A 23,668-nucleotide genomic window follows, 5' to 3' on the forward strand; every position below is an offset into this window, starting at 1 on the left:
CATAGGTTGTCTATACAACCAAGTCAACAGGTTTTCTTTGGGGTCAGACCCGGCGGGTCTGACCCCAGCCTTTATTTTTTCTCGAACACGCGCTTGCCCGCCACCCACGTCTGCAGCACCTGCGTCTTGCCAATCGCCGCTGGAACCACGTTGAACAGATCCTGGTCGACGACGATAAAGTCCGCCCATTTGCCCGTTTCCAGCGTGCCGATGACCTTTTCCTGGTGCGCCGCCCAGGCCGCGTCGAGGGTGAAACAGCGCAGCGCTTCCGTCACCGTCATCGCTTGCTGCGGGTACCAGCCGCCAGCCGGGAATCCTTTGCTGTTTTGCCGCGTGACGGCCGCGTGGATGCCCTCGAACGGGTTCGGCGACTCGATGGGGAAGTCCGATCCGCAGGCGATGCGCGAACCTTGCTTGAGGAAGGTTCGCCATGCATACGCGCCCTTGATGCGCTCGTGGCCCACGCGCTGCTCCGCCATGTTCTGGTCGGACGTGGCGTGCGTCGGCTGCATCGACGGCACGATGCCCAGCGCCTTGAAACGGGGGATGTCGCTCAATTGCACCACCTGCGCGTGCTCCATGCGGTGGCGCAGGCCCACGCTGCGGTATTGCGCGGTCAAGGCTGCATAGCCGTCGAGGATTTGATGGTTGCCCGCGTCGCCGATGGCATGCACGTTCACCTGGTAGCCGGCGCGCATGGCTTTTTCCATCTTCGCGCGCATGGCGGCGTCCGGGTAGAACAGCAGGCCGCTGGTAGAGGGATCGTCGCTGTACGGCGCCAGCAAGGCAGCGCCGCGGCTGCCCAGGGCGCCGTCGGACAGCAGTTTCACGGCGCGCAAGGCGTACATATCGCGCGCATAGCTGGTCAAGGGACCATTTTTCGCCAGCGCGTCGAAGTCTTCCGTCGTATCGGCAATCATGCCGTACACGCGCACCGTCAGCTTGCCGTGGTCCGCATAGTCGCGGAACAGCCGGTCCTGCATCTGGCCGATGCCCGCATCGTGCACGCTGGTCAGGCCCACCTGCGACAGCTGCGCCAGCGCGCCATCAAGGGCGGCGCGGTTTTCCACGTCGCCCGGCTTGGGCAGCACGGCATCCATCAAGTCCATGGCGCTGTCGACCAGCACACCGGTGGCGTTGCCCTGTGCATCGCGTTCAATCTTGCCGCCGGCAGGATCCGGCGTATCGCGCGTGATGCCGGCCAGCGCCAGCGCGCGGCTGTTGGCCCAGCCCGCGTGGCCATCGACCCTGCGCAGCCACACGGGCCGCGCGCTTTCCGCCGCATCGAGTTCCGCCGCCGTAGGGAAGCGCCCCAGCTTCCATATTTCCTGATTCCAGCCATTGCCGACGACCCAGCTGCGTTCTGGATGCGCCTTGGCGAAGTCGCCCACCGCCTGCACGGCGGCCGGCAGCGAGGACGAACCGTACAGCATCACGCCGCTGGCAATCGTACCCAGGCCAAACACGTGGCCATGCGCGTCGATCAGGCCCGGCAGCACGGTTTTTCCCTGCACGTCGACGTAGGTCGCGCCCTTGGCCGCCTTGCGTTTCACCTGCGCGGCGCTGCCGACGGCGAGCAGCTTGCCCGCATCGTCAAAGGCCAGCGCCGTGAAGCGCACCACCTTGCCATGTGCATCGAGCGTGTAGCCGTTGGCATTGTCGATGACCGTGTCGGCGTGGGCATGACGCAAGGCGCCCAGGCAGGCGAGCGTGAGCAGGGTACGGCGCAAGGGCAGGTTCGGCATTTCCATCTCCAGGTCTTTAAAGTCAATGAATGAAAAGACGAGTGTATAGAAATTGGCAAAATGGTCAAAGCGCGCGCGCCTTGCGCCCAGTCAATATCTCTCCGCCGCCGCTAGTCTAGGCTGGCGTTTTGTCACGGAGTCTCCATGGCCAGGCACCATGTCATCAGCACCACCGCGTGCGACGTGTTCTTCAACCTCGTGGCCCACCAGAAGAAAAGCCTGGGCGCGCGCTTCGACAGCATGATCGTCACGTTCAGCGCCAACGGCCAGCCCGTGCTCGGCGCCACCCTGCGTAACGCGACAAGCGGCTGCGAACTGCACCGCCTGGCCGGCCAGCCCGACGAATGCTGGTGCTGCGGCTATGACGAGCAGCTGGAATTCGTCTCGCAAAACAGCGTTCCGCTAGCGCACGCCGATTACCGCCTCACCTTGAGCAATGGCGAAACGTGGACGGGGACGACGGATGCGAAGGGGCGCACGGGGCGAATTGCCAGCAAGCGCGAGGAACAGATTACCCAGGCAGAGTTCCTGCCGCACGCGGATAAATCGCCATGCTGCGCCGCCGCGCCAAAACACGCGACGCCAGCCATCAAGGTCGTCCAGCTCGATGGCATCAAGACAACCGACAAAGATGTCGGCTCGTCCGTGAAACAGGTCAAAGTGAAGGACAAAGTTCGCCCGCTAACCAAGGGCGAGTTTGACATGGCGTGGATGCTGTTCCAGGATGCGATCGACTACGGCAAGGTCAAGGTGCATGGGGAGCCGTATCTATGGTTTGGCTTGCAGCCGAAGGATGTGGCCATGACGCCGGATGGGGAGATTTATTTTCATCCATCGGACTACATGGAGGACTTTTCCCAAGAAAAAGATAGTCTGAAACACTGGTTTATGCACGAAATGGTTCATGTTTGGCAGTATCAACTCGGATATCAAATAAAACTGCGGGGAGCCATTCGCTTGGGGCTGGACTACAAATACACCTTGCTCCCCAATCAGAAATTATCCAGCCATGACATGGAAGCGCAAGGTGATTTATTGGCGGACTACTTTGTGCTGAGGTTTTTAACTTCCACTCGCGCAATGCGCCAACAGCGCTATAAAAACTCCGGAGAACTGTTTAAAAAGGTACTCAATGATTTTTTTAACGACCGTAAGAGCCCGAAAAACTTGCCTGGCAACGATATTGACCATGAGCCTATATTCGATATTCCCTGACACATGTGCATATTCCCGTATGGCAGAAGCAGCTATCCAGTCGGCGCAGGGCATACCCTGCTTCTCGATTACAAAAAAGGAAGAGGCGCGCAATGGCCTGCCATTTCTTGGCGCACTCATGGTTTCAGACATGTCCGTGCAACCAGTAAAAGAAGTATGGGGATTCTCCATACCTCCAGACATGCCGCTACCCATCCGCGCCAGCATATGTATCCGCTATGGAAAGGTGCCTACCGGCGCGACGGGTATACGCGCTGAAAAACTGATACCCGGGCATTTTTATCATGTGTTCCTGAATGGCAGCCCCAAAGATCCGTCCGATCCAACCTATGGTTATCAAGGAAAATTCTGCGTGAGAGCTACGGCGGATGGCGGCCAGCAAGTCATCCCCATCAACAGCGACATGCAGGCCTGGATCGATGAAGTCTGCCCATCCAATCCCTAGCAACTTCAGGGCTTGAGAGGCACCACTTGAGCCGCCTCTTCCTCCCCTCGCTTCGCCGGCGCCCTGAACCATTCCTCCGGCGGCACCACCTGCGATTCTTTCGGGTCATCGATGTAATGCGGCGACGTGATCTGCACGTCGAATTCGTTGAAGACGTCGATGATGTTCTGGTGCAAGCGGTTCAGCACTTCGGCGCGCTGGCGCGGGACTTCGGCACTGGCGTAGGCGACAAGGCGGTATTGCACATAATAGTCTTGCAGGGCCAGCTGCATCACGTACGGTTTTGGCGAAGTGGACAGTTCCGGCGTGCGCGAGGCCGCCAGTTCCAGCATGGCGTGCACTTGCCGCCATGGCGTGGCGTAACCGATGGTGACGGTGGAGTCGAGCACGAAGCCGCCGCCGGGCTGGGCGCGCGAGTAATTCTTTGTCGTTTGCGACATCACCCACGCGTTCGGCAAAGCGACCTCTTCGCCCAGGCCCGTGCGCAAGCGCGTCTCGAACATGCCCACGTCGACCACCGTGCCTTCGCTGTCGCCCACGCGTACATATTCACCCTTACGCAGAGCGCGCGTGTACATCAGGATCAGGCCGCTGGCGCCCTGCCCCACGATGCTCGACGCGCCGATCGACACCATCAGGCCGACCAGCACGGACAGGCCCTGGAAGGCAGCCGTGTGCGAGCCGGGCAGATATGGATACGCCATGGCCAGCGCGAACAGCCAGATCACCACGCTAGCGATGCGGCGCGTCGGCAGGGCCGTGTCCTTGTCGAGCCAGCCGATTTGCAATTCTCCGCTTTCCACGCGCTTGAACAGCGAGGCAGCCGTGGCGGCGATCAGGCGCGCGATGGCAAAGATCACGCACACCAGCACCAGCCCCGGCAAGGCGCCGATGATGGCGTGGAAGACGTCGGCCGCCACGTCGAACAGATAGCCGTTCAGGCTTTCGCCCCAGGAACGCGTGTAGGGCAAGCGGCCCAGCACGAAGGCGGCCCACAGGTACGTGGCCATCAGACGCAAGCCCCACAGCACGGCGCTCAGCAGTTGATACGCAAAGGCGATGTAGTGTTCGGCATCGAGCACGCGCACATTCTTCAGGCGCACGTCGCGCAGGCGCGAGGCCAGCAGGATGCCGCTGCGGCGCTTGGCCCAGCGATAGAAGCGCGTCAAGCCCATCCATACCAGCCAGAACACAAGCGTGGCGGCCGCGCACACGGCGGCGGCGATGGCCAGGTAGCGCCAGCTGCTCTGCTCGCGATAGTCAAACACAGCCTTGCTCAGTTCGCCGGCCGCCGCTTTCGCCACGCTTTCCGTCGTGTCGCCCGCCAGCAGGTTGACGTCGCCGGGCACGACGACGAACAGCTGCACGCCATCGAGCAGCACCTGCGTACCTTCGGAAATCGTGCGCGTGCTCGCCTGCAAGGGGCCGTTTTTTGCCAGCACGCTTTCCAGGCGGCGCTGCGCTCCGATGGCCCGCTCATCGGGCGGATAGCCGGCCAGCGCGGCGCGGAAGACAAATACCTTGCGATTGGCGAACATCAACGGCGCCGTCCTGGCTGCGGCTTGCGACGGCGCCACGACGGTCCCGGCCTCCGCAACGAGCGCGGGCACGCCATCGTCCGCATGGGCTGAGGGCAGCAGGAAAATGGTCAACAGGCACAACAGGCGGAGCAACGCGGACATGGCGGAAATGAAAGAGTGACAAGGAGTAGCCATCATGCCATGTAATCCTGGAAACTCAAGGATCACACGTACTGCTCAGCTCGCATCATGGAAAATGATGCCCAGGGTGTGGCGCAAGCCCGAACGCAGGCGCGACACGCCATGGCGCATGTTCACGCGGTAAGTGCCGCGCGTGCCGTTCACGGGGCGCAGCGCGACGGGAAAGAGGACGGCGTCGCCCTGCGCCAGCGGCACCACTTCGGCGCGCGACTGCATGCGCGGGCGCTGCTCCGTCAGCACGAACTCGCCGCCCGTGAAATCGTCTTGCGGGCGCGACAGCAGCACGGCCAGTTGCAGCGGAAACACGTGCTCGCCATACAAGTCCTGGTGCAAACAGTTGTAATCGCCTTCGCGGTAGCGCAGCAGCAGAGGCGTGGGCCGGGTTTGCCCGGCCGCATGGCAGCGCGCGAGGAAATCGGCGTGGCTGGATGGAAAGCGCGTCTCGATGCCCAGGGCGGCGTGCCAGCGGTTGGCAATCGCCGCCAAGGGGGAATACAAGCTCGTGCGCAAGGCGGCCACCACGTCCGGCAATGGATGCGCCCAATACTGGTACTCGCCCTGCCCAAAACCGTGGCGCTGCATCACGACCTTGCTGCGAAAGCGCGACGCGTCGTCGTATTGCGCCGCTAGCGCCGCGCACTGCGCGGGATCGAGCAAGCCCGGCACGACGGCGCAGCCATGCGCATTCAGCTCATCCTCGATCCGCTGCCAATCGAGCGCCCTCACCGCTCGCCCTCGCGTTCCAGCAATGCCTGCTTGCGCTCCACGCCCCAGCGGTAGCCGGACAGCGCGCCATCGTTGCGCACCACCCGGTGGCAGGGAATGGCGACGGCCAGCGCATTGGCGGCGCAGGCACCGGCCACGGCGCGCGCGCCCTGCGGGGCGCCGATGCGGCGGGCCAGCTCGGCATAGCTGACCGTGCTGCCGGCGGGAATCTCGCGCAGGGCTTGCCACACGCGCTGCTGGAACACGGTGCCGCGCACGTCGAGCGGCAAGTCCAGTCCCAGGCCCGGCGCCTCGACCAGGCCGACGACTTGCGCCACCGTCTGTTCATAGTCGGCTTCCGCGCCGCGCAGCTCGGCTTGCGGAAAGCGGTCCTGCAAGTCGCGCAGCAGCACTTCCGGGTCGTCGTCGATGAGGATGGCGCAAATGCCCTTGTCCGTGCTGGCCACGAGGATGGCGCCCAGCGAGCAGGCGCCGATCGCAAAACGGATCACGGCGCCGCTGCCGCCCGCGCGAAAAGCGCCCGGCGTCATGCCCAGCAAGCCGGGCGTGGCCGCATACAGGCGGCCGCTGGAATTGAAGCCGGCCGCATACAAGGTTTCCGTAACGTTCGCTTCGCCCTGCAAACCGGCCTTGAGGCGCTCGCCGCGCCGCGCCGCCGCGTACGCTTTCGGCGTGATGCCCGTGTGCGCCTTGAAGACGCGGTGGAAGTGAAAGCGGCTCATGCCGGCGGCCTGTGCCAGGCTGTCCAGGTCAGGCAGCTCGTCGCTGGCGTCGATCAGCCGGCAAATGTCGGCCACGATGGCCGCCTGGCGCTGGGCCAGCGGCGGCAAATTCGGCTTGCAGCGCAAACAGGGGCGAAAGCCGGCCGCCTCCGCCTGTTCGCAACTGGCGTGGAAAGCCACGTTGCGGCGCAAGGCGGGACGCGCGGCGCAGGAAGGCCGGCAATACACGCCCGTCGTGCGCACCGAGTAATAAAAGACGCCGTCGGCGTCGGGCGCGCGCCGCTGCAGGGCATCCCAGCGTTCATCGTCAGTCAGGTAAGCGTGTTCCATGGCGAACTCCGTGCAAGTCAATATTAAGAGCCTATCCCAGTAGATGAATACATCCCCTGCTGGGATAGTCTCCAAGTCACCAGCATAGCCAGCACGCGCGCGCACCACACTCCGGCGCTTGCTTTTGAATTCAAAAAAGGCTGGCGGCAGGCATCGTGCTCGGTGCTAAAATCGGCCATCGCGCCTCCAGCCGGCGGCGTGCCCTGCCCGCGCCTCGGAGAAACCGCATTGGACGATCACAATACACAAGAAAATACGCCCATTTTCCAGCGCATCAAGGATTTTCTGCTGGCCGGTATCGCCGCCGGACGCTGGAAGGAAGGCGACGTGATTCCATCCGAGCAAGCCCTCGTAAAACAATTCGGCGTCTCGCGCATGACGGTCAACCGCGCCGTGCGCGAACTGACGAGCGAACAGGTGCTGACCCGGCGCCAGGGTTCCGGCACGTATGTGGCGCAGCAAAAATACCAGGCGACACTGTTGGAAATCAAGAGTATCGCCGATGAAGTGCGGGCGCGCGGACATATCCACCGCAGCAGCTTGCAATTGCTGGAACGCACCAAGGCGTCCGACTTGCTGGCCAAGCAATTCGGCCTGCCGCCGGAGCACCCGCTGTTCCATTCGCTGATCGTGCATTTTGAAAACGGCGTGCCGATCCAGGTGGAAGACCGCTGGGTCAATCCCGAGTGCGCGCCCGACTACATGACACAGGATTTTTCCAGCATCACGCCGAACGAATACCTGATGGCGGCCGCGCCCCTGCAAGGCGCGACCTACAGCATCGAAGCGCTGTCGGCGCCGCGCGACATCGCCGAAATGCTGGCCATCGACACGAAACAGCCATGCCTGGTGCTGCGCCGCCAGACCCGCTCAGGCGGCAAGATCGCCTCGATCGCCACCATGTGGCATCCCGGACACCGATATCAGTTCGCCGGCAGTTTTACCTGAGGTCATACAACGCCATTCCGTAGCACGATTTCGCGCCAACTTTCTCTCAGATTCTCACCAAACCGCAAAAAAAACAGCCATTCCGGGGCAAAAAAAATCCCGTTTTGGCCGTTTCTGAACTTAACTACTGCGAGCAAATATTCGATGCTATAGTTGCCGCCAGAAAGCGCCGCAGGCGTTTATTTGAGCGCGCATCATGCACTGTCAGCCCAGTTCCATCATGCCCCAGAAAGGGATGCATTTGTCGTATTGCAGCCACACGAGTTTCAGCGCACCACGCCCTCGGCGCCCTGCGCTGCACCGGCTCGCTCATACGATGCTGGCGGCAGGCATGGCGCTTTCGTTGCCGGTGCAGGCGGCGGTACACGGCATGGCTCCAACAGTGCTGTGGCCGTACGCTGCCGCCAGCGCCACCGCCCTGGCGGGAGTGGCTTGCTGGCAAGCATGGCGGCTGCGGCAACAGTTGCGCCGCCTGCTCCTGCCCGCGCACGCCCTGGCCGAACAGGATGCGGGGCAAGCCTTGCGCGGCGCGGCCTTGGCAGGCTGGACCTGGCGGCGCCAGTCCGGGCGGCTGCAGTTCGCGCCCCAGTACCAGGACGTGCTGGGCGACAAGAGCGCCAAGCTCGACCATACACTGGACGAGTGGCTGGCCGAAGTGCACCGCGACGACCGCGCGCGCCTGAGCCTGGCATTTCGCCAGCATCTGGACGGCCAGGCGCCCGGCACCTTCAATTGCGAATTCCGTTTGCGCCACAGCGACGGCCACTGGCGCTGGCTGCTGGCGCGCGGCGCTGTGCTGACACGCGCTTCGGATGGCGCCGCCACGCAGGCCAGCGGCATCATCTGCGATATCAGCGAACGCAAGCAGGACGAGCAATCGCGCATGCGCTCGATGCTGGAAGCGGCGCCCGAAGCCATGCTGGTGGCCGACGTCGAGGGCAAGGTGCATTACGCCAACCAGATCGGCGCGCGCTGCTTCGGCTATCCGCTGGCCGAATTGACGGGTATGTCGCTGGAGCAATTGGTACCGGAAAGCACGGCCAGCCATTCCGTGGGCGACCCGCAAGCGCGGCACAGCCTGCCGGGCCGGGTAATGATGGCGCGCCGCCGCGACGGCACGCATTTTCCTGCCAAGGTCAGCCTGTCGCCGCTGCGCATGGCCGGCCAGGTGTTTTCCATCGTCTCGCTGCGCGACATGACGCAGCGGCAACGCGCCGAGGAAGCGCTGCACGCCAGTTCGGAACGCTACCGCCTGATCGTGCAGACGGCCGCCGAAGGCATCTGGATGACGGGTGCGGACGGCAAGACCACCTTCGTCAACCCGAAGATGGCGCACATGCTCGGCTACACGGTGCAGGAAATGCTGGGCCGTCCCCTGCTCGACTTCATGGACCGCGACAGCCAGCTGCTGATGCAGCGCCGCCTGGCCAGCCACGGCAGCTTCGCCAGCCAGCCGGACCAGGTCGATTTCCGCTTCTTCCGCAAGGATCAGTCCAGCCTGTGGGGCTTGCTGTCGAGCACCAGCATCCAGTCGGACAACGGCGAGCCGGGCGGCACCCTGGCGATGATCACCGACATCACGGAACGGCGCCAGGCGTCGATCGCGCTGTCGAACTCGAGCCAGCGCATGGCGTCCGTGTTTGGCGCCGTGACGAATGGCCTGGTGGTGCAGGACAGCCACGGCCACATCCTGGAAAGCAACGCCGCCGCCGAGCGCATGCTGGCGGCTAGTCCTGCCGGCAACAGCCTGTGGCAAGCCATCCACGAGGACGGTTCCCCCTTCGACCAGCGCAGCCATCCCGTGCACATCACCCTGTCGACGGGTGTCGCCATGCGCGACGTGCTGATGGGCGTGCAGCAGCCCGACGGCAGCCTGTCGTGGCTGTCCGTAAATACCGAGGCCATCCGCGATGAATACGGCAAGGTGGGCATGGTGGTGGCCAGCCTGACGGACATCACGTATCACAAGCGCAGCGAAAGCGCCTTGCGCGAACTCAATGAACATCTGGAAGAGCGCGTGGCGCAGCGTACCGAACAGCTCGACCAGGCCAAGCAGGTGGCCGAAGAAGCGAGCCTGGCAAAGGGGCAATTCCTGGCCAACATGAGCCATGAAATCCGCACGCCAATGAATGGCGTGATCGGCATGGCGTATCTGGCCCTGAAAACGGATCTGGAACCGCGCCAGCGCGATTACCTGGAAAAAATCCGCTTTGCCGGAGAACACTTGCTGGGCATCATAGACGACATCCTCGACATCTCGAAAATCGAGGCGGGCAAGCTGGAGATCGAACGCGTCAACTTCAGTTTCGACCATGTCGTACAAACCCTGATGACGGTGGTGGCGCCGCGCGCCGCCGGCAAGAATCTGGAATTGCTGTTTGAAATCGACCCGCAATTGCCAGCCGTGCTCGTGGGCGACCCGCTGCGCCTGGGGCAAGTGCTGATCAACTACGCCAATAACGCCATCAAGTTCAGCGAACAGGGCAGCATTACCGTGAAAGTGCGCAAGGTCGTGGCGGACGCCAAGCACTGCCTGGTGCGCTTTGAAGTGTGCGACCACGGCATCGGCCTGTCGCAAGATGAAATGAGCAAACTGTTCCAGTCCTTCCAGCAAGCCGACACCTCCACCACGCGCGAATATGGCGGCACGGGCCTGGGCCTGGCCATCTGCAAGCAGCTGGCGCAGCTGATGGGCGGCGATGTCGGCGTCGACAGCCGCCCCGGCGCCGGCAGCACCTTCTGGTTCACGGCCAACCTGGGCATTTCCGACCAGGCGGCACCGGCCATGCTCGACAGCATGGTGCAGACGGCGGCGGCCATGCGCGCCAGCGCCGACGCGGCCCTGGTGATGCGCACGCTCAAGCATGCGCGCATCCTGCTGGTGGAGGACAATACCTTCAACCAGCAAGTGGCGCTGGAATTGCTGGAAGAAGCGGGCGCCTCCGTCTGCCTGGCCAACAATGGCGAAGAAGCGCTCGATTTGCTGCGCCAGACCCAGTTCGACTGCGTGCTGATGGACGTGCAGATGCCGCTGATGGATGGCTTGCAAGCGACGCGCCACATCCGCGCCGACCCGCAGCTGGCGCATTTGCGCGTACTGGCCATGACGGCCACGGCCACGAGCGAAGACCGCGTGCGCTGCCTGGACGCGGGCATGGACGATTTCATTTCCAAGCCCATCCAGCCGGCCATGATGTACCAGACCATCGCCAGCTGGCTGCCGGCGCGCGACACGCCGCCGCCACCGGCGCGCAGCCGCGCCGCGCCCGCCTTCAAGACCACCTTGGCCGGCGACCCGCAAGTGATCGACCTGTCCATCCTGGCCAAGTTGCTGGGCTACAACCCGGAAAAGGTGCGCAAGTTCGCCTTCAAGTTCCTGCAGACGACGCAGGATGGCTTTGGCGACATCGATGCGGCCCTGGCGCGCGGCGACGTGCACCAGGTGCGCGAACTGGGGCACCGCATCAAGTCGTCGGCGCGCACCGTGGGCGCCCTGGGATTGGCAGAACTGTGCCACAACCTGGAAACCCTGGCACCGGGCGAACCGGCCGACGAGGCGGAGCGGGCACGGCGCATCGTCGCGCGCCTGTGGCCCCTGCTGGAACAGATTACCGAACAAATCATGAATAACACCAGCTTTGCCAATGACGATTAGCTACCGCCAAATTACGCTATGGCAAGGTATCGGCATCGACAGCGATGCATATCAACAGAAAGACAGGACGATGAACACTGTACCAAACCAAGCAAACGGGGAACACAATGAAGCAGGCCTGGCGCCGTTGCGCGTGCTGCTGCTGGACGACGACGTTTTCATGCTCGACGTGCTCAGCGACATGCTCGAGCAGATGGGCCCGTTCGACATCCGCTGCGAGTCGCACAGCGAACAGGCGCTGTCGACCTTGAAGCAGCACCAGCCCGACCTGCTGATCTGCGACCTGTCCATGCCCGACATCGACGGCATCGAATTCTTGCGCATGGCGGCTGAAAACGGCTTCCGCGGCGGCGTGGTCCTGCTGTCGGGCCTGCATTCGGCCGTGCGCCTGGCGGCCGAGCGCCTGGCCATGGCCAACGGCCTGCATATATTGGGCACCTTCCGCAAGCCGATGGAAAGCGCGGAATTGCAGCTGATGGTGAACTTGCAATTGCAACACACGGCGCGTCAAGCCAACGCGCAAGCCTGATCTCAAGGCCAGGCCGGAGGGGCGGGCACGGCACCGCAGGCCAGCAGGCATGCGGCTTTGCCGCCCTGCAGGCACGCGCGGAAGCGATATGCTGGCGATATGCCTCAAGTTTTTCTGCAATAATCGCCACGCTTTGAAAAAATGGGTTATTATTTCAGCCATCCCCGCCTGCATACCTCTGGTCGCACCTTCCAAGAACATTGAATTCGTGCCCATTGTCCCCATCTTCTCATTGCATTCCAGGAAGCATGGATGGCGAACCAGCGTATGGTTAATTCCAGGCATTATTGATCCCACCCTCATTTGAGGAAAATATGAGCGAAAATATCAAACACATTAGCGATGCATCTTTTGAAGCAGACGTCCTGCAATCCGAGTTGCCAGTACTGGTCGACTTCTGGGCAGAATGGTGCGGTCCCTGCAAGGCCATCGCTCCGATCCTGGAAGAAGTAGCCAAGGAATACGCCGGCCGCATCCAGATCGCCAAGATGGACGTGGACGCCAACCAGGCAGTGCCTGCCAAGTTCGGCATCCGCGGCATCCCGACCCTGATCCTGTTCAAGGATGGTGTTGCAGCTGCTCAAAAAGTAGGCGCCATGGCCAAGGGCCAGTTGACCGCTTTCGTCGACAGCAACATTTAATGTATGATGGGCAGCGCTGCGCCCGCAGCGCCGCCTGACTGAACAACCGGGAAGCGGCTTTGCCCTCATTCGTGCACAGCCTTCCCCAATAATTAATCAACGCCACGCAGTCCCCTCCCCTACCTTTACATCCCGTCTCGGGACACTCAACACATATGCATTTATCCGAACTAAAGGCCCTACACGTATCCGCCCTGCTTGAGATGGCGATCGGTCTTGACATTGACAACGCAGCCCGCTTGCGCAAACAGGAGCTGATGTTCGCTATCCTGAAAAAACGCGCCAAGTCCGGCGAACAGATTTTTGGCGATGGCGCCCTGGAAGTGCTGCCTGACGGCTTCGGCTTCCTGCGCTCGCCCGACGCCAGCTACATGGCGTCCACCGACGACATTTACATCTCCCCTTCGCAAATCCGCCGCTTCAATCTGCACACCGGCGATTCGATCGAAGGCGAGGTACGGACCCCGAAAGATGGCGAACGCTATTTCGCATTGGTCAAAGTCGACAAGGTCAACGGCGAATCGCCGGAGATGTCGAAACACCGCATCCTGTTTGAAAACCTGACACCGCTGCACCCGAACGAGCCGCTGCGCCTGGAACGTGAAATGAATGGCCAGGAAAACATCACCGGCCGCATCATCGACCTGATCGCCCCGATCGGCAAAGGCCAGCGCGGCTTGCTGGTGGCGTCGCCGAAATCCGGTAAATCCGTGATCCTGCAGCACATCGCGCATGCGATTACGGCAAATCACCCGGATATCACCCTGATCGTGCTGCTGATCGACGAACGTCCGGAAGAAGTGACCGAGATGCAACGCTCCGTGCGCGGCGAAGTCGTCGCCTCGACCTTCGACGAGCCGGCCACGCGCCACGTGCAAGTGGCCGAGATGGTGCTGGAAAAAGCCAAGCGCCTGGTCGAAATGAAAAAAGACGTGGTCATCCTGCTCGACTCGATCACCCGTCTGGCCCGCGCCTACAACACCGTTATCCCTGCCTCGGGCAAGGTCCTGACCGGCGGTGTCGACGCGAACGCGCTGCAACGTCCAAAACGCTTCTTCGGCGCCGCGCGCAATATCGAAGAAGGCGGCTCGCTGACCATCATCGCCACGGCGCTGATCGAAACGGGTTCGCGCATGGATGACGTGATCTTTGAAGAATTCAAGGGTACCGGCAACATGGAAGTGCATCTGGAACGCCGTCTGGCCGAAAAACGCGTCTATCCGGCAATCAACCTGAACAAATCGGGTACCCGCCGCGAAGAACTGCTGATCAAGCCGAACGAACTGCAAAAAATCTGGATCCTGCGCAAGTTGCTGTACTCGATGGACGAGATCGAGGCGATGGAGTTCATTCTCGACAAGATGAAAGCCACGAAGAATAACGCCGAGTTCTTCGACATGATGCGCCGGGGGGGATAAACCTACTGCGCGGCCACATTTGCGATCTCCGTTGCTCACCGTACTTTTGTACGGTTGCGCTACTCGATCGCAACTGCGGCCTGCTCGCTACGGTTTCTCCCTCCCCGGCGGCAACATGCTGCCACCAAAGACGTAGGTCGGATTAGTGGTGTTGTCGGATTACGCGCTCGCGCGCTAATCCGACCTACGTTGCGCCACGCCGACCACACGCGATCATGTAAAGCCGCTCATTGAGCGGCTTTTTTATTGCCGCCGGCCCGAAAGCGCTATATAATCGACGGTTGCATTATTTTAAACCCTGGCAAGTGATCGGCAATCGGGTCAAGAAGCAAGACGACCGACGAAGTGCTGTTTGGCTACCTACTTAGAGAGAATCCCATGAAAGTCGATACCCATCCAGAATACCGCGAAGTTGTTTTCCACGACCTGTCGTGCGATTTCAAATTCGTTACCCGCTCGACCATCCAAACCCGCGAAAAAATCACCCACGACGGTAAAGAATACCCACTGGTGAAGATCGAGGTTTCGGCTGAATCGCACCCATTCTTCACGGGCAAGCACAAAATCGTCGATACCGCTGGTCGCGTCGAGAAGTTCCGTCAGAAGTTCGGTTCGGTTGGTTCGAAAACCGCAGTCGCAGCAGGCTAATTTTTGCCGCATTGCGGCAAAAAAGGGCAGCTTCGGCTACCAGAGAAAAGGCAGCCACGGCTGCCTTTTTTGTCTTTGGCCGCTTTACTTTATACTCGCGCATACCCGACGCCATTCGTCGCGTCTTGCCACTATTCTGATACAACTATCGATGAAGCCAGTCCGCCTTCCCGCCGCTGCCACACTCGCGCTGCCACGATGGGCCTTGTTTGCACTTGGCCTGCTGTACATCCTGCCTGGCCTGATCGGCCGCGAACCGTGGAAGAACGATGACGCCGCCAGTTTCGGCATCATGTGGACCATGGCGCATGGCGGCCTGAACGACTGGCTGTGGCCCAACATCGCCGGCCTGTCGCTGCCCGATGAAGGCCCGCTGGCCTTCTGGCTGGGCGCCATCTTCATCAAGCTGTTCGGCTGGATCGACGGCGACGTCTTCGGCGCGCGCATGTCGACCATCGGCATCTTCGTCGTCAGCACCCTGTCCGTCTGGTACACGGCCTTCAACCTGGGCCGCCGCAACGACGCCCAGCCGCTGCGCCTGGCCTTCGGCGGCCAGCCCGAGCCGGACGACTTCGGCCGCACCCTGGCCGATGCCGCCGTCCTCATCTACCTGGGCTGCCTGGGCTTGCTGCAGCACAGCCACGACATCACGGCCGAAGCGCTGTACGTATCGCTGATGGCCTATCTGCTGTACCGCGCCGTGCGCTACGTGGAAGGCCCTTCCGTGCGCAATGCAGCCCTGCTGGGCCTGGCGCTGGGCGGCCTGACCCTCGCGCGCGGCTGGATCACGCCGGCGGCGCTGAGCATCGCTTTGCTGCTGTGCACCGTTTTCCTGCGCCTGCCGCTGCTGCGCAGCGTGCGCCACCTGGCGCTGGCCATCGTGATCGGCGCCGCGCTGACCCTCGTCTGGCTGCTGCCGGGCGAATGGCTGCGTCCGTACGGCCATTCGCCGCTGCAGGCATGGATGGAATGGAATTGCCGCCAGTTCAGCGCCCCGAGCCTGAAAAGCCTCCAGTATTTCTTGCGTGTCGGCATCTGGTTCTTCTGGCCCGCGTGGCCGTTCGCCGCCTGGGCCGTGTATGCCTGGCGCCGCCAGCATCACGTGCTGCACATCGTCGTGCCGCTGACCTTTGTCGCCATGCTGGCCATCCTGGGCCTGTGCCATCCCGATCCGGACCCGAGCCAGCTGCTGCCGCTGCTGCCGCCGCTGGCCGTGATGGCCGCGTTCGGCCTGCTGACCATGAAACGGGGCGCCATCAACGCCATCGACTGGTTCTCCGTGATGGTGCTGACCATCTGTGCCCTCGCGCTGTGGCTGTTCTGGTTCGCCATCCTGACGGGCTGGCCGCCGAAACTGTCGCATAACGCCCTGAAACTCATGCCAGGCTTCAAGCCCGAGCTGGACTTGCTGGCCTTCTTTGTCGCCGCCTGCGCCAGCGCGGGCTGGGTGGCGCTGGTGCACTGGCGCATCTCGCGCCAGCCGGCCGTGCTGTGGCGCGCCGTGGTGCTATCGTCCGGCGGCCTGATCCTGATCTGGGTGCTGATCATGACCTTGTTCCTGCCGCCGCTGAACTACAGCAAGAGCTACGCCAGCGTGGCGCACCAGATTTCCGTCCACCTGCCGCCAGGCAGCAAGTGCATCAACAGCAACGTCGGCGCCGCCCAGCGCGCCTCGTTCGCCTATTTCGGCCACCTGCCGTTTGCCAGCGTAGGGCAGCAGGAATGCGATGTGTTCTTGTTGCAAGACAGCATCAAGGTTCCCGACAACAAGGAAAAGTTGCCCGAGCATCACGGCGCGGACTGGATCAAGCTATGGGAAGGGCGCCGCCCCACGGATGACGTGGAACGTTTCCGCCTGTACCAGCGCGTCAAGTAAGCAGTAAAAAAAAACCGGGCCAGCCCGGTTTTTTTATGCCCGCCAGACAATTGCTGCCCGTAGGAAAAGTGTTGCTTTAAAATATAGTTAATTACCTAAATTGAACTAGAATTGCTTTTTATATTATAATAGCGGACTGCGCGATGGCGGTGTCTTGCTTTCCCGCCCTAATCGTCCCCAATTTACTATGAGATTGTCCATGAAATTATTTGCTACCCGCACCTTGCCGCTCATCAGCGCCGCCCTGTTCGCTTTCTCCTTCAGCGCGTCGGCCCAGGCCACCGTGGTTGACCTTGGCGTCGCCAATGGCTACTCGGCCTTCATCTTCGGCAACATCGGCAGCAGCGGCGCCAGCGGCTTTACCAGCGTCGGTGGCAGCATTGCCGCTGGCGGCAATATCTACCTGGACAACTACAACGTTGGCACGAACAAAAAGCCAGGCAGCGCCGTCAATTCCGTCGTTGCTGGCGGCAACCTGAACACGGGCTGGGGCACGCTAGGCGGTTCGGCCGTGTACGGCGTCAGCAACCCCAACGCCACCCTGACGGCGCCACAATGGTTCCCAACCAACAACATCAGCAAAGGCAACGCGTCCACCCTGGACTTCGCGGGCGCCAAGCAGCAATTGACGACCCTGTCGGGCGACGTGGCCAAGCTGCAGTCGAACGGCACCGTGATCTCGCAATACGGCAACATGACCCTGGTGGGCAACGTCAACGCCGACGTGAACATTTTCAACATCGATGCGTCGAACCTGCATAACCTGACCCTGGACCTGTCCTCGCTGAAAAGCACGGCCAGCATCATCATCAACGGCACGGCCAGCAACATCACCCTGAGCGGCGGCTTCGACAATTTCGCCAGCTTCGCCAACCGCACGCTGTTCAACTTCGCCAACGCCACCACCACCAACCTGCAGAACGTCGGCATCAACGGCAGCATCCTGGCGCCGAACAGCGCGTTCTCGGGTTCGGGCGACATGAACGGCACCCTGATCGCCAATTCCGTCAGCTCGATCAATTATGGCCACGTGGCGATGAATGGCGCCGGCTTCAACACGGTCAACGTGTCGGCCGTGCCGGAACCAGGCACCTACGCCATGCTGCTGGCCGGACTGGGCTTGCTGGCCTTCATGCGCCGCCGTACGCCAGCGCGCGCACCGCAAGCCGCGATGGCCTGAGCTTTACGCTGAATCAATGCAAAACACCGGGCCGCGCGAGCGTCCCGGTGTTTTTTTATGGACTGGCGAAAACCCTATTCTGTGCTCAAGCCCAGATCCGTCGCCACTTGCTTGCGCAAGACATATTTCTGGATCTTGCCCGTCACCGTCATGGGAAATTCCTCGACGAAACGCACGTAGCGGGGAATCTTGTAATAGGCGATCTGCCCATCGCAGAAGGCGCGGATATCGTCGCTGGTGGCCTGCGTGCCGGGCCGCAAGATGATGCAGGCACATAACTCTTCGCCATACTTGGCGTCCGGTACGCCCACGCATTGCACGTCGAGCACGCTCGGATGGCGGTACAGGAATTCCTCGACTTCGCGCGGGTAGATGTTTTCGCCGCCGCGTATCACCATATCCTTCGAGCGCCCGACGATGCTGCAAAAGCCGTTGTCATCGATCACGGCCAGGTCGCCCGTGTGCATCCAGCGCGCCGCGTCGATGGCTTCGCTGGTTTTTTCAGGGTCGCCCCAGTAGCCCTGCATCACTGAATAGCCGCGCGTGAGCAATTCGCCCTTTTCGCCGCGCGGCACGATCCGGCCTTCCGCATCGATGATTTTCACTTCCAGGTGCGGGTGGACACGGCCGATGGACGACACGCGCATTTCGCGCGGGTCTTCGATCGATGTCTGGAAGCTGACGGGCGACGTTTCCGTCATGCCATAGGCAATCGTGATTTCCGCCATGTGCATCAATTCGATGACCCGCGTCATAACTTCCATCGGGCACGGCGAGCCGGCCATGATGCCGGTGCGCAAGTTCGACAGATCGTATTGCTTGAAGTCGGGATGGTCGAGGATGGCGATGAACATCGTCGGCACGCCGTGCAAGCCCGTGCAGCGCTCCGCTTGCACGGTTTCCAGCACGGCTTTCGGATCGAAGCCTTCGCCGGGAAACACCATGGCCGCGCCATGCGTGACGCAGGCCAAGTTGCCCAGCACCATGCCGAAGCAGTGGTACAGGGGCACGGGTATGCACAAGCGGTCCTGTTCGGTGAGGCGCATGGCTTCGCCGATGAAAAAGCCGTTGTTCAGGATATTGTGGTGCGTCAAGGTGGCGCCTTTCGGCGCGCCCGTCGTACCGGACGTGAACTGAATGTTGACGGCGTCGTCAAACTGCAAGCCAGCGCTCACTTCTTCCAGGTGCGCGAGGTCGGCATCCATAATGCCGTCCATCAGGGCGTCGAAGTTGTGCATGCCCGGCGTGGCGGCCGCACCCAGGCGGATGACGTGGCGCAACTGCGGCAGGCGCGGCGACTGCAGGGCGCCGGCGCGCGAACGGGCGATGTCCGGCACCACGTCTTGCACGATGGCCAGATAGTCACTGGACTTGAAGCTGGGCGACAGGATCAGCGCGCTGCATTGCACCTTGTCGAGCACGTATTCGAGTTCCGAGCGCCGGTAGGCGGGGTTGATGTTGACCATAATCAAGCCGGCTTTCGCCGTGGCAAACTGGGTCAATACCCATTCGGCGCAGTTCTGCGACCAGATGCCGACCCGGTCACCCGGTTGCAAGCCCAGTTTCAGCAAGCCGGCGGCCAGCCGATGCACGCGCTGCTGGAACTCAAGATAGGTCCAGCGCACGTTCTGGTGCGCCACGATGAGGGCATCATGCTGGCCGTAGCGGGCGGCAATGCCGTCCAGGTAGGCGCCGATGGTAGCACCGATCAACGGCGTCTCGTGGGCGCCGTGTACATAACTGATTGCTTGCATGCTGTCTCCGGGGTGGGTGGCGCGGCGCGCTCTTGTTATCGTCTTCGATGCAGAAAATTATAGCCGCAACCGCCCCCGCCCTGCGTCAGCTTGCTGTAATGTGCAGGCCAGCACATCCGACACTCACGGCACCATGACAGGCAACACCGAGCACACGCCCGAACAGGGCTTCATCCTGACCCGCCACTGGCGCGACACGAGCGCCGGCACGGAAGTCGATTTCTGGCTGGCAACGGATGCCGGGCCCCGCCACGTGCGCCTGCCCGTGCAGACGGCCGTCGCCTTCCTTCCCATGGAGCAGCAGGAACAGGCGCAACAGCTGCTGCGCGGCGAGCGCCATGCGGAGCTGCGTCCCCTGTCGCTATGCGATTTTCACCACCGCCCCGTGCTGGGTCTGTACTGCAAGCAATACCGGCATTTGCTGAAGCTGGAAAAGCAGCTGCGCGCGCAAGGCGTCGACGTGTACGAAGCCGACATCCGCCCGCCCGAGCGCTACCTGATGGAGCGTTTCATCACGGCACCGGTATCGTTCAGTGGAGAAACGGAAGTACAGCTGAAACCGGCGCCCGGCTACCGCCCCACATTAAAACTGGTGTCGCTCGATATCGAGACGACGGCGCATGGCGAGCTGTATTCGCTGGCCCTGGAAGGCTGCGGCCAGCGCCAGGTCTACATGCTGGGGCCGCCAAACGGCGGCGATGACGCCTTGGACTTCGACCTCGAATACTGCGACACGCGCGCACAGATCCTCGAACGCCTGAACACGTGGATGGAGCGCCACGACCCGGACGCCATCATCGGCTGGAACCTGGTGCAATTCGACTTGCGCGTGCTGCGCCAGCACGCCGAACGCTACCAGGTACCGTTGAAACTGGGACGCGGCGGCGCCGTCATGGAATGGCGCGAACACGGCGGCAAGCAGGAACACTATTTTGCGGCCGCTGCGGGACGGTTGATCATTGACGGCATCGAAGCCTTGAAATCGGCGACATGGAATTTTTCCTCGTTCAGCCTGGAAAACGTGGCGCAGACGCTGCTGGGCGAAGGCAAGTCCATCGATAATCCCTATCAGCGCATGGCCGAGATCGACCGGCGTTTCCGCGAAGACAAGCCGGCGCTGGCCCGCTACAACCTCAAGGATTGCGAGCTGGTCACGCGCATCTTCGCCAAGACCGAGCTGCTGACCTTCTTGCTGGAACGGGCCAGCGTGACGGGCCTGGCGGCCGACCGCAGCGGCGGCTCCGTGGCCGCCTTCGAACATCTGTACTTGCCGCTGATGCACCGGCAAGGTTACGTGGCGCCCAACATGGGCGACGTCTCCGGCGAAAACAGCCCCGGCGGCTTCGTCATGGACTCCCAGTCGGGCCTGTACGATTCCGTGCTCGTGCTCGACTACAAAAGCCTGTATCCGTCCATCATCCGCACCTTCCTCATCGATCCCGTGGGCCTGGTGGTGGGCACGAGCGGCGACGAGGCCGATACCGTGCCCGGCTACCGGGGCGCGCAGTTTTCACGCATAAAACATTGCCTGCCGGCCATCGTGAAGCAGGTGTGGCAGGGGCGCGAAACGGCCAAGCGCGAGCGCAACGCGCCGCTGTCGCAAGCCTTAAAAATCATCATGAACGCGTTCTATGGCGTGCTGGGATCGAGCGGCTGCCGCTTTTTCGACCCGCGCCTGGCGTCGTCGATCACCCTGCGCGGCCACGACATCATGCACCGCACGCGCGAACTGATCACCGAGCAGGGCTATCAAGTGATCTACGGCGACACGGATTCCACCTTCGTGTGGCTGAAAACGGCGCATACGGATGAAGAGGCGGGCAAGATCGGCCGCGCCCTGGTGGCGCACGTGAATGCCTGGTGGAATACCTATCTGCGCGAAGAGTTTGGCCTCGAGAATGCGCTGGAACTTGAGTTCGAGACGCATTACCGGCGTTTCCTGATGCCCACCATACGCGGCTCGGAAGAAGGCAGCAAGAAGCGCTATGCGGGCCTGGTCGGCAAACCCGATGGCAGCGAGGACATGGTCTACAAGGGCCTGGAAACCGTGCGCAGCGACTGGACGCCGCTGGCGCAGCAATTCCAGCAGGACTTGTACCGGCGCATCTTCCAGCGCGCCGCCTATCAGGACTATGTGCGCGACTACGTGGCGCGTACCGTACGCGGCGAGTTCGACGCCTTGCTGGTCTACCGCAAGCGATTGCGCCGTCCGCTCGACGATTACCAGCGCAACGTGCCGCCCCACGTGCGCGCGGCGCGCACGGCCGACGCCTATAACCTGGCGCAGGGCCGACCGCTGCAGTACCAGAACGGCGGCTGGATCAGCTATGTGATCACGGTGGCGGGGCCGGAACCGCTGGAAACGCAGCGCTCGCCCATCGACTACCACCATTACCTGACGCGCCAGCTGCAACCGGTGGCCGACGCGATCCTGCCGTTCCTCGGCGACGATTTTTCGCGCCTCGTGTCGGGCCAGCAGGATTTGTTTTAGATCAATTTTGCTGACCTGGGCGGCCAAGCTGAGGTAATATCGGCGCCTTCCGGGCTTATCTGACCCTGTCCGCGGGCGCTGTGCGCCGTGGCAGCGTAAAATACGCCATGGCGAAAGAATAAGAGCTGCATGCAGAAGAAGATGCCATTCCAGACGAGAATCGTTCGCAACAGAATTTTCCTCGCTGAAATGGCGCATAATTTACAACTATGTTGAACCAGCGGGCAGTCGCACCAGCCATCTGCCCTGCTAATTTTAGAATGAATTGACACCATGACCGAGATCACGTCCTTAAGAGACATCCCGCAAAAAAATATCTTCCGCAAGGGCGACACCTTTGTGCTGTTCGGCGAGCTGTTCGGCCGCGGCTATGTAAATGGCTTGCTGGACGAAGCGCGCAAGGTGGGCATGAATATCGTCGGCATGACGGTCGGCCGCCGCGATGAAAACATGGCGCTGCGCCCGCTGAACGCGGAAGAGCTGGCCGAAGCGGAAGCCAACCTGGGCGGCCGCATCATCAATGTGCCGCTGATGGCCGGTTTCGACCTCGACGCGCCAGCCGGCGAACCAACGCCGACGGCCCTGCTGGCCGACATGACCCTGAAGAGCTGGCAGGAAGACAAGCTGGACTGGGCGCAGATCGAACGCTGCCGCGAAGCCGGCGTCGCCCGTTTCAGCGCTTCCGTGGCCAAAGCGATGGCCGAGCTGGACAACCTGATTCCTGACGGCAGCAATGTGTATTTCGCCCACACCATGGCTGGCGGCATTCCGAAGGTCAAAGTCTTCCTGGCGATCGCCAACCGCATCTACAAAGGCCGCGGCGAGCGCTTCATGTCCTCGCGCGCCCTGCTCGACAGCGACCTGGGCAAGCTGATCCTGATGAATTTCGACGAAGTCACGGCCAACACCCTGCAGCACCTGATCGACGGCAGCGCCGCCATCCGCGCCCGCATCGAGAAAACGGGCGGCCAGGTGCGCTACAGCGCCTACGGCTACCACGGCACCGAGATCCTGATCGACGGCAAGTACCAGTGGCAAACCTACAGCAACTACACGCAAGGCCTGGCGAAGATGCGCCTGGAAAACGTGGCCAAGGCCGCGTGGGACAAAGGCATCAAGGCCACCGTCTTCAATTGCCCGGAAATCCGCACGAACTCGTCCGACATTTTCGTCGGCGTGGAACTGTCGCTGTTCCCCCTGCTCGACGCGCTGAAAAAAGAAGGCGGCAGCGCCTGGGCCGAAGAGCAATGGAAAATCTGCCAGGGCTTGCTGGAAGACGGCGTTTCGCTGCAAGACTTGCTCGACCGTATCGCCGCCTACAATGGCGACGCGACCAGCGTGCAATTCCGCAACTTCGCCGCCTGGCCGATGGACAACACGCCAGAACTGGCCGACGTCATGATCGGTACCTCGGACGACATCACCAAGCTGCACAAGGACCGCAAGGAACTGATCACCGACCACCTGAGCTCGCTGGTACTGGAAGGCACGGGCCCGCTGATGTTCCACACCATGTCGGAACCGCCGGCACCGGTCGTCTGGCTCAACCACGACATCATCGCGCGCCAGCTGAACTCGGCTCACAACTGAGCTTGATCTAGCAGCACACCATCGACGGCCCGGC

16 protein-coding genes and 2 pseudogenes are annotated in these 23,668 nt (G+C 62.0%); 13 read left to right on the plus strand and 5 right to left on the minus strand.

The window, feature by feature from the left end; genetic code table 11:
- Window positions 1–71: 71 nt before the first annotated feature.
- On the minus strand, window positions 72–1,745 hold the full coding sequence (locus OPV09_RS26545) for an amidohydrolase (RefSeq protein WP_338679840.1): 1,674 nt from the start codon (window positions 1,743–1,745) through the stop codon (window positions 72–74).
- 144 nt (window positions 1,746–1,889) lie between these two features.
- On the opposite strand from OPV09_RS26545, the gene OPV09_RS26550 reads away from it, so the two are divergent.
- Window positions 1,890–2,960, plus strand: a complete 1,071-nt coding sequence (locus OPV09_RS26550) for a hypothetical protein (RefSeq protein WP_338679841.1) — start codon at window positions 1,890–1,892, stop codon at window positions 2,958–2,960.
- Window positions 2,961–2,979: 19 nt separating this feature from the next.
- Complete coding sequence (locus tag OPV09_RS26555; protein ID WP_338679842.1) at window positions 2,980–3,405, plus strand: hypothetical protein; 426 nt, start codon at window positions 2,980–2,982, stop codon at window positions 3,403–3,405.
- A gap of 5 nt (window positions 3,406–3,410) precedes the next feature.
- Here OPV09_RS26555 and OPV09_RS26560 read toward each other — a convergent pair whose 3' ends face one another.
- From OPV09_RS26560 to ada, 3 genes are all read right to left on the minus strand, one after another.
- Complete coding sequence (locus OPV09_RS26560; protein ID WP_338679843.1) at window positions 3,411–5,087, minus strand: mechanosensitive ion channel family protein; 1,677 nt, start codon at window positions 5,085–5,087, stop codon at window positions 3,411–3,413.
- Between the two features lie 75 nt (window positions 5,088–5,162).
- Window positions 5,163–5,852 (minus strand): 2OG-Fe(II) oxygenase, encoded by a 690-nt coding sequence (locus tag OPV09_RS26565; protein ID WP_425324012.1) that lies wholly within the window; start codon window positions 5,850–5,852, stop codon window positions 5,163–5,165.
- Window positions 5,849–6,904 carry a bifunctional DNA-binding transcriptional regulator/O6-methylguanine-DNA methyltransferase Ada gene (gene ada / locus OPV09_RS26570; protein WP_072454961.1) on the minus strand — a complete coding sequence of 352 codons (1,056 nt, stop codon included), beginning with the start codon at window positions 6,902–6,904 and terminating at the stop codon, window positions 5,849–5,851. Before ada ends, OPV09_RS26565 begins: the two co-directional genes overlap by 4 nt.
- Before the next feature lie 228 nt (window positions 6,905–7,132).
- Between ada and hutC the strand changes: the two genes are divergently transcribed.
- The 9 genes and pseudogenes from hutC to OPV09_RS28430 all read left to right on the plus strand — a co-directional run.
- On the plus strand, window positions 7,133–7,852 hold the full coding sequence (gene hutC / locus OPV09_RS26575; RefSeq protein WP_034746253.1) for a histidine utilization repressor: 720 nt from the start codon (window positions 7,133–7,135) through the stop codon (window positions 7,850–7,852).
- A 331-nt stretch (window positions 7,853–8,183) separates the two neighbouring features.
- Window positions 8,184–11,507: a PAS domain S-box protein gene (locus OPV09_RS26580; protein WP_338679845.1), complete on the plus strand. Its 3,324-nt coding sequence runs from the start codon at window positions 8,184–8,186 to the stop codon at window positions 11,505–11,507.
- A gap of 70 nt (window positions 11,508–11,577) precedes the next feature.
- Window positions 11,578–12,036, plus strand: a complete 459-nt coding sequence (locus OPV09_RS26585; RefSeq protein ID WP_319990613.1) for a response regulator — start codon at window positions 11,578–11,580, stop codon at window positions 12,034–12,036.
- A gap of 314 nt (window positions 12,037–12,350) precedes the next feature.
- Window positions 12,351–12,677, plus strand: a complete 327-nt coding sequence (gene trxA / locus OPV09_RS26590) for a thioredoxin TrxA (protein ID WP_034746251.1) — start codon at window positions 12,351–12,353, stop codon at window positions 12,675–12,677.
- 155 nt (window positions 12,678–12,832) lie between these two features.
- A complete protein-coding gene (gene rho, locus OPV09_RS26595) occupies window positions 12,833–14,095 on the plus strand; it encodes a transcription termination factor Rho (RefSeq protein WP_034746249.1) in 1,263 nt (420 codons plus the stop codon).
- Between the two features lie 378 nt (window positions 14,096–14,473).
- Window positions 14,474–14,743, plus strand: coding sequence for a type B 50S ribosomal protein L31 (locus OPV09_RS26600; protein WP_034746247.1), 270 nt, complete (start codon window positions 14,474–14,476; stop codon window positions 14,741–14,743).
- Window positions 14,744–14,894: 151 nt separating this feature from the next.
- Complete coding sequence (locus OPV09_RS26605; RefSeq protein WP_338679847.1) at window positions 14,895–16,619, plus strand: glycosyltransferase; 1,725 nt, start codon at window positions 14,895–14,897, stop codon at window positions 16,617–16,619.
- Between the two features lie 199 nt (window positions 16,620–16,818).
- A pseudogene (locus tag OPV09_RS26610) lies at window positions 16,819–17,628 on the plus strand (choice-of-anchor A family protein); the annotation flags it as partial.
- A gap of 51 nt (window positions 17,629–17,679) precedes the next feature.
- A pseudogene (locus OPV09_RS28430) lies at window positions 17,680–17,799 on the plus strand (PEP-CTERM sorting domain-containing protein); the annotation flags it as partial.
- Window positions 17,800–17,873: 74 nt separating this feature from the next.
- Here the strand turns inward: OPV09_RS28430 and OPV09_RS26615 are convergent.
- Window positions 17,874–19,553 (minus strand): AMP-binding protein, encoded by a 1,680-nt coding sequence (locus tag OPV09_RS26615; protein WP_338679848.1) that lies wholly within the window; start codon window positions 19,551–19,553, stop codon window positions 17,874–17,876.
- A gap of 133 nt (window positions 19,554–19,686) precedes the next feature.
- Between OPV09_RS26615 and OPV09_RS26620 the strand changes: the two genes are divergently transcribed.
- Complete coding sequence (locus OPV09_RS26620) at window positions 19,687–22,044, plus strand: DNA polymerase II (protein ID WP_338679849.1); 2,358 nt, start codon at window positions 19,687–19,689, stop codon at window positions 22,042–22,044.
- A gap of 273 nt (window positions 22,045–22,317) precedes the next feature.
- Window positions 22,318–23,634, plus strand: coding sequence for an enoyl ACP reductase FabMG family protein (locus tag OPV09_RS26625; protein WP_338679850.1), 1,317 nt, complete (start codon window positions 22,318–22,320; stop codon window positions 23,632–23,634).
- Window positions 23,635–23,668: the final 34 nt, after the last annotated feature.

The sequence above is a fragment of the Janthinobacterium sp. TB1-E2 genome (genome assembly GCF_036885605.1).
GTDB lineage: Bacteria > Pseudomonadota > Gammaproteobacteria > Burkholderiales > Burkholderiaceae_D > Janthinobacterium > Janthinobacterium aestuarii.

Coding starts and splice junctions, on each gene's coding strand:
- OPV09_RS26545 (WP_338679840.1), bottom strand. CDS start 1,745: ATGCCGAACCTGCCCTTGCGCCGTACCCTGCTCACGCTCGCCTGCCTG.
- OPV09_RS26550 (WP_338679841.1), top strand. CDS start 1,890: ATGGCCAGGCACCATGTCATCAGCACCACCGCGTGCGACGTGTTCTTC.
- OPV09_RS26555 (WP_338679842.1), top strand. CDS start 2,980: ATGGCAGAAGCAGCTATCCAGTCGGCGCAGGGCATACCCTGCTTCTCG.
- OPV09_RS26560 (WP_338679843.1), bottom strand. CDS start 5,087: ATGTCCGCGTTGCTCCGCCTGTTGTGCCTGTTGACCATTTTCCTGCTG.
- ada (WP_072454961.1), bottom strand. CDS start 6,904: ATGGAACACGCTTACCTGACTGACGATGAACGCTGGGATGCCCTGCAG.
- OPV09_RS26580 (WP_338679845.1), top strand. CDS start 8,184: ATGGCGCTTTCGTTGCCGGTGCAGGCGGCGGTACACGGCATGGCTCCA.
- OPV09_RS26585 (WP_319990613.1), top strand. CDS start 11,578: ATGAACACTGTACCAAACCAAGCAAACGGGGAACACAATGAAGCAGGC.
- trxA (WP_034746251.1), top strand. CDS start 12,351: ATGAGCGAAAATATCAAACACATTAGCGATGCATCTTTTGAAGCAGAC.
- rho (WP_034746249.1), top strand. CDS start 12,833: ATGCATTTATCCGAACTAAAGGCCCTACACGTATCCGCCCTGCTTGAG.
- OPV09_RS26600 (WP_034746247.1), top strand. CDS start 14,474: ATGAAAGTCGATACCCATCCAGAATACCGCGAAGTTGTTTTCCACGAC.
- OPV09_RS26605 (WP_338679847.1), top strand. CDS start 14,895: ATGAAGCCAGTCCGCCTTCCCGCCGCTGCCACACTCGCGCTGCCACGA.
- OPV09_RS26615 (WP_338679848.1), bottom strand. CDS start 19,553: ATGCAAGCAATCAGTTATGTACACGGCGCCCACGAGACGCCGTTGATC.
- OPV09_RS26620 (WP_338679849.1), top strand. CDS start 19,687: ATGACAGGCAACACCGAGCACACGCCCGAACAGGGCTTCATCCTGACC.
- OPV09_RS26625 (WP_338679850.1), top strand. CDS start 22,318: ATGACCGAGATCACGTCCTTAAGAGACATCCCGCAAAAAAATATCTTC.